Origin of the sequence: Candidatus Syntrophosphaera sp. (assembly GCA_019429425.1) — a bacterium.
In the GTDB taxonomy this organism is placed as follows: domain Bacteria; phylum Cloacimonadota; class Cloacimonadia; order Cloacimonadales; family Cloacimonadaceae; genus Syntrophosphaera.
Genome location: JAHYIU010000115.1, coordinates 1 through 5060, shown reverse-complemented (window position 1 = coordinate 5060; position 5060 = coordinate 1). Strand labels below are relative to the sequence as shown.

4 protein-coding genes and 1 tRNA gene are annotated in these 5060 nt (G+C 54.5%); all 5 read right to left on the bottom strand.

Going from position 1 to position 5060, the window contains the following annotated elements; genetic code table 11:
• Positions 1-401 precede the first annotated feature (401 nt).
• On the bottom strand, positions 402-2297 hold the full coding sequence (gene alr, locus K0B87_09225; protein MBW6514915.1) for an alanine racemase: 1896 nt from the start codon (positions 2295-2297) through the stop codon (positions 402-404).
• Positions 2298-2309: 12 nt separating this feature from the next.
• Complete coding sequence (locus tag K0B87_09220) at positions 2310-3650, bottom strand: PhoH family protein (protein ID MBW6514914.1); 1341 nt, start codon at positions 3648-3650, stop codon at positions 2310-2312.
• Positions 3651-3663: 13 nt separating this feature from the next.
• On the bottom strand, positions 3664-4176 hold the full coding sequence (locus K0B87_09215) for a cupin domain-containing protein (protein ID MBW6514913.1): 513 nt from the start codon (positions 4174-4176) through the stop codon (positions 3664-3666).
• Between the two features lie 87 nt (positions 4177-4263).
• Positions 4264-4351: transfer RNA gene (locus K0B87_09210), tRNA-Leu, on the bottom strand.
• 65 nt (positions 4352-4416) lie between these two features.
• Positions 4417-5060, bottom strand: a 644-nt coding sequence (locus K0B87_09205) for a T9SS type A sorting domain-containing protein (GenBank protein ID MBW6514912.1), incomplete at its 5' end; no start/stop codon positions are given.

The following is a 5060-nucleotide window of genomic DNA, read 5'->3' as shown; positions in this document are numbered from 1 at the left end:
GAGGGATGATCATCAGTCCTGACACCTATTCTTCGGGTAGCGCATCTAAGGGTTTCATTAGCTTTGAAGCCCGGCATTTCATAACTGAAGTCCATGGCTTTGACTGCCTGCTCAAAGTTCTTTTCCTTTTCTTTCATCCATTTTGACACTCCTTTGTTATCAGTTTTGTGTCAACTTTTTTAGGACGCTTCATCGCTCTCCTTATCATTACGCTATCATTACGGACTCACTACGGACTTTGTCCGTAATGAGTCCGTAATGATAGCGTATTGATAAGGGGAGCCAGGGGAGGGAGAGTGGGGCGCAAAGTATAGCTAATATCTTGCGCAACAATCAGATGTATGAGTTAAAAGGCAGAATCGCCCAGTCGGGATAAAATCGGGAAGAAAAAGGGAACCTGCTTAGTAGGCAAACACGACTCCGGACTGGGGAAAGACCCACTCGCCGGCTTTGGTCGTGACGGTTATCGTGTTTTTGGAGGTGGTTATGCGCGGATATTTGTTCTGGCCAGAGAAGACGGGAACGCAATCGAGGCTGGCCAGGGAGGCGGGGTGGGTGAAGCTGATTTTCACGCCGCGGGTGAGTTCGGTGATGAAAACGCTGAGCTGGTGGGAATATTTGGGATACAGGGTGCTGGTGTCGATCCTGAAACCCACCTCGGTGCCGATCAGTCCTTTCAGCCCGGGATGGGAGCAACGGACCTCCAGGCAATTGTTGCGGACCTGGACCCGGGTTTCCAGTTCCAGCCCGTCCACGCGCACAGAAGAGACGCGGAAGGATTCCGGATCAAGCTGGAAATTGCTGTCCACCAGCCAGCGGTATTCAACGTCGCGGCGCTTGAAATAGGCTTTCAGGGCCTGTTCGGAATTGGCGCAGGCGACGATGAAATAGTCGTTTTGCAGCACCTTGGCGAAGCTGAGGGTGGTGAAAGCCCGCCAGCAGTCCTTTATGCCGCTTTCCTCAAAGCTGATATGGTGGTTAAAATCCCTCCGGTAGAGGATCTCGCGGTCCTTGTTGTAGAAAAAGACCCTCAGGATCTCGCGGGAGATGAGTTCTCCGATCTCCGCGCTGTCGAGCCTTTGGGCGATGGCGGACTGGATAATCTGGCTGAGTTTGGAGTCCGTGAAATCCGAAGACACGAAGTCGCGCCGGGAGAGGGGTGAACTGGTGACCAGCTTGTTTCCCTCGTAATAGTAACGTTTTGCGCGGCGTCCCACCTGGCAAAGCAGTTCGTAGGCGGAGCCGCCGTATTTTTGGGCCAGGTTTTCGGCCCTCAGTTCGGGAGCTGAATTACCCAGCAGGATAACCTCGTCGCCGGTATGAACGTCCGGGAGGTCGGTTACGTCGATAGTGAGCATGTCCATGCTGACCCGGCCGATCACGGGGCAGAGTTTTTCCCGGATGGAAACCACGCCCTGGTTGGAAAGCAGGAAATCGTAGCCATCGGCGTATCCGACCGGGACCACGGCCAGACGCGTTCTGCGCGGGGCTTTCCAGGTGAGGTTATAGCCGACCCCGCCGCCCTTGGGAAGGTTTTTGAGCTGGGTAACTATTGATTTGAAGGTCATGACGGGGCGCAGGGTTATCTTTTTTGCCTGCGAGGGATGGGTGTGGATTCCATAGCTGAGGATGCCCAAACGGCAAAGATTGGCGCTGCCTCCGAGTCCATTGACCAGGGCGGAGCTGTTGGCCAGATGGGTGATGGGGACGGATATGCCGTATTTATTCAGGATCCGTTGGAAACCGGCTTCCTGTTCGCGGCTGAATTCGAGGTCGCTTTCTCCCGAGGCAAAGTGGGAAAAAACTCCCTCCACTTCAAGGTTGGAGAGGGTTTGGCAGAGTTTCCAGAGGGCGGCGAATTCCTTTTCCAAGGCCCCGCTGCGATGCATGCCGCTATCCAGCTTGAGCTGCACCTTTAGCCTGATGTTCCGGGAGGCAGCCTGGTCATTCAGCCTGGTGGCAAAATCCTTGTCTGGCAGGGTGGGGGTGAGGCCATGCTCGATGATTCCGGGGATCTCATTTTCCAAAGAGGGCGAAAGGATGAGGATGGGAGCTTGGCAGCCCTGGATCCGGAGCAGCTTGCCTTCTTCAAGATTGGCCACGCCGAGGGCCACTGCCCCTTCAGCGATCGCCATCTGGCTGATCTGGAAAGCCCCGTGACCATAGGCGTCCGCTTTGACGATCTGGATGAAGCCCTGGGCGGGAGCGAGGAACTTCTTCAAGGCTTGGAGATTGGAGCGGAAAGCGGCCAGATCGATCTCGACCCAACTGCGTTCCCGGATCAGCGCACTGGCCATCAAAGTCAGTTCCTAAAAGTATTTGGCGGCCAGATCAGCCAGTTGGGAGCGCTCGCCTTTGGCCAGGGTGATGTGGCCCACGATATCTTCCTGCTTAAGCTTTTCCACAGCCACGGAAAGCCCGTTGGAAGAGGAATCCAGGTAGGGAATGTCGATCTGGTAGGGATCGCCGGTGAGGACGAGCTTGGTGTTTTCCCCGGCGCGGGTGATGATGGTCTTCATCTCATGCGGGGTGAGGTTTTGCGCCTCGTCGATGATGATGAACTGGTCCGGCAGGCTGCGTCCGCGGATATAGGTGAGCGGTTCCAGCTCCAAAAAGCCGTAATCCAAAAAATCTTCCAGGCTGGGCTTGCGTTTGGACTTCATGTTGTCGGCCTTGATATCGTCGTGGAGGGAGAGCAGGATGTCCATGTTGTCATAGATCGGCTGCATCCAGGGGTTGAATTTGTCTGATTTGGAGCCCGGCAGATAGCCCAGATCCTTGCCCAGCGGAGAGATGGGGCGTGAGATCACCAGCCGGGTGTATTTGCTTTCCTCCACCACCTTCTGCAAGCCGGCGGCCATGGCCAGAAGTGTTTTGCCCGTTCCGGCTATTCCAGACAGGCTGACCAGCCTGATCGTGTCGTCGAGGAGCAGGTCGAGCGCCATTTCCTGTTCGTAATTGCGGGCCTTGATGCCGAAAACCTCCTGCCCCAGATAGCTTTGCAGGGTGTAGAGCGCGTTGTTCGATTTGAGGTAACGCAGGGTTTTGATGCTTTCCGGGTCGGATTTTTTGACGAAGCGGACAAACTGGTTGGGATACAGTTCCCCGAAGCTATTGGGGATGTATTTCTTGCCATTGATCTCGTCAAACACCGAGTCTTCCAGCTCCATCGTCTCCCAGCCGGTGTAGAGCTCCTCAAACTTGATGGTGTCGGTCTCGTAGTTTTCCGCGTTGATGCCCACGGCGTCTGCTTTGATGCGGACATTGGCGTCTTTGGAGACCAGGGTGACCTCGTGATCGGGGTATTTGTCCCGGAAATAGAGGGCGGTTCCGATGATCAGGTTGTCGTTGCGGTCCAGGAAGAACAGCTTGGAGGCGGTGTCGGTTACGTCTTTGTTTACGGTGACCTGGACGATCCCGCCGTTTTCCATTTGCACGCCTTCCTGCAGGCTGCCGCCGGCACGCAGGGAATCGAGGTAGCGCCCGATCTGGCGGGCGTTGCGGCTCTTTTCATCCACTCCCTTCTTGAATTGGTCGATCTCCTCGATCACTACGATCGGGATCACGACGCGGTTCTCCTCAAAGGAAAACAGCGACTGGGGATTGTGGATCAGTACGTTAGTGTCCAGTATGTAGATCTTCTTTGCCAAGTGCAGATTTCTCCTATTGCGAGTGATTCTGAATCCGTTCAATGAGTTCTTTGTGGGCCGGGAAATCGTCGGCCAGGGAGGCAGGCTCGGCCAGTTCGAAATCGGTGTAAGAAAAAGCCGGCCACAGCGTGCAGCCGCAGAAAGCAAAGCCTCCGGGTTCGGCCAATTCAGCGGCGAACCAGGTTTGGCGCGGAACGATGAGCTGGGGGGTCTGGCCGGCCTTGATGTCCCTCCCCAGTACAAAGGTTTCCAGCCCTTTCTGCGAGGAGAGGAAATACATGTTCAGGGGCGTGCCTTCATAGAGGTGCCACATCTCGTCGCATTGGACGCGGTGCCATTTGCAGACCATGGCGGCAGGCAGCAAGTAGAGGATCGAAGAGCCCACCAGACGGTTCTGGAAAACGATCCTGCCCGTGGAATCCTTCAGGTCTCCACTGATCTGGGATTGCCAGTTGCGGCGATAAAAACCGCCCTTGGGATGGGGCATCATGTTCAGTTTGTCCAGATATAAGCGGTATTCTTCCATATTACTCTCAAGAAATTCATACTTTGAACAAGGATTTGTCGGCTTCGGATTGACGTCAATGAATTTATTTTCAGGCAGGCAAAAAAATGGTGCTGAAGGGGGGACTCGAACCCCCATGAGCTCATCGCTCACTAGTCCCTGAAACTAGCGTGTATACCAATTTCACCACTTCAGCACTGTGTGTATGAACCAAATCCTGAAGCCCGGCCAGCTTGTCAAGGGATTTGTTGCCAGGCTCGATCACTTGATATAAGAGATTCTCTTGATCTGCTTTAGTACGTTATTTTGAAAGACACGGCAGAGATAGATGCCGCTACTCACGCCTGTTCCGGAGTCATCATCCGCATTCCACCACAGAACATGCTCGCCTTTGTCAAGCTTTCCCTCACTTATGGTTTTAACCTTTTGTCCCCGCAGATTGTAAATGTCGATGCGAACCTCCGCAGCCCGCGCCAGTCCGAGTCTCAAAATGGTAAATTCAATAAAGGGATTGGGATGGATCAGTAGAAAATCCGCATCAGGGGGATTGGTCTCATCGGAAATGGCGACAATCTCCATATACACGATCACTTCATTGCTGGGTGGGCTTTCCACATTGCCGTAGAGGGCAACCACATGGTAGCTGAGGGTATCGCTCTGCGTGATGTGGTCCCGGAAAGTCAAGTGCGCGGGGTCGCCGATTTGGGAGTAGGCACAGCCATTGCGGTATACGCGGTAGCCGCTCAAACTCCGATCATAGACAGGCATCTCCCAGCTCAGATAAACATTTGCGCCGCTTTGCTGAGCGCTGAGATTGACAGGCGCGAAAAGCGGCTGATACTCGTAAGCCCCTTTGTCGATCACGGCTATGCCATCTCCATCGCCATCCCAGACGCGCTCATTGC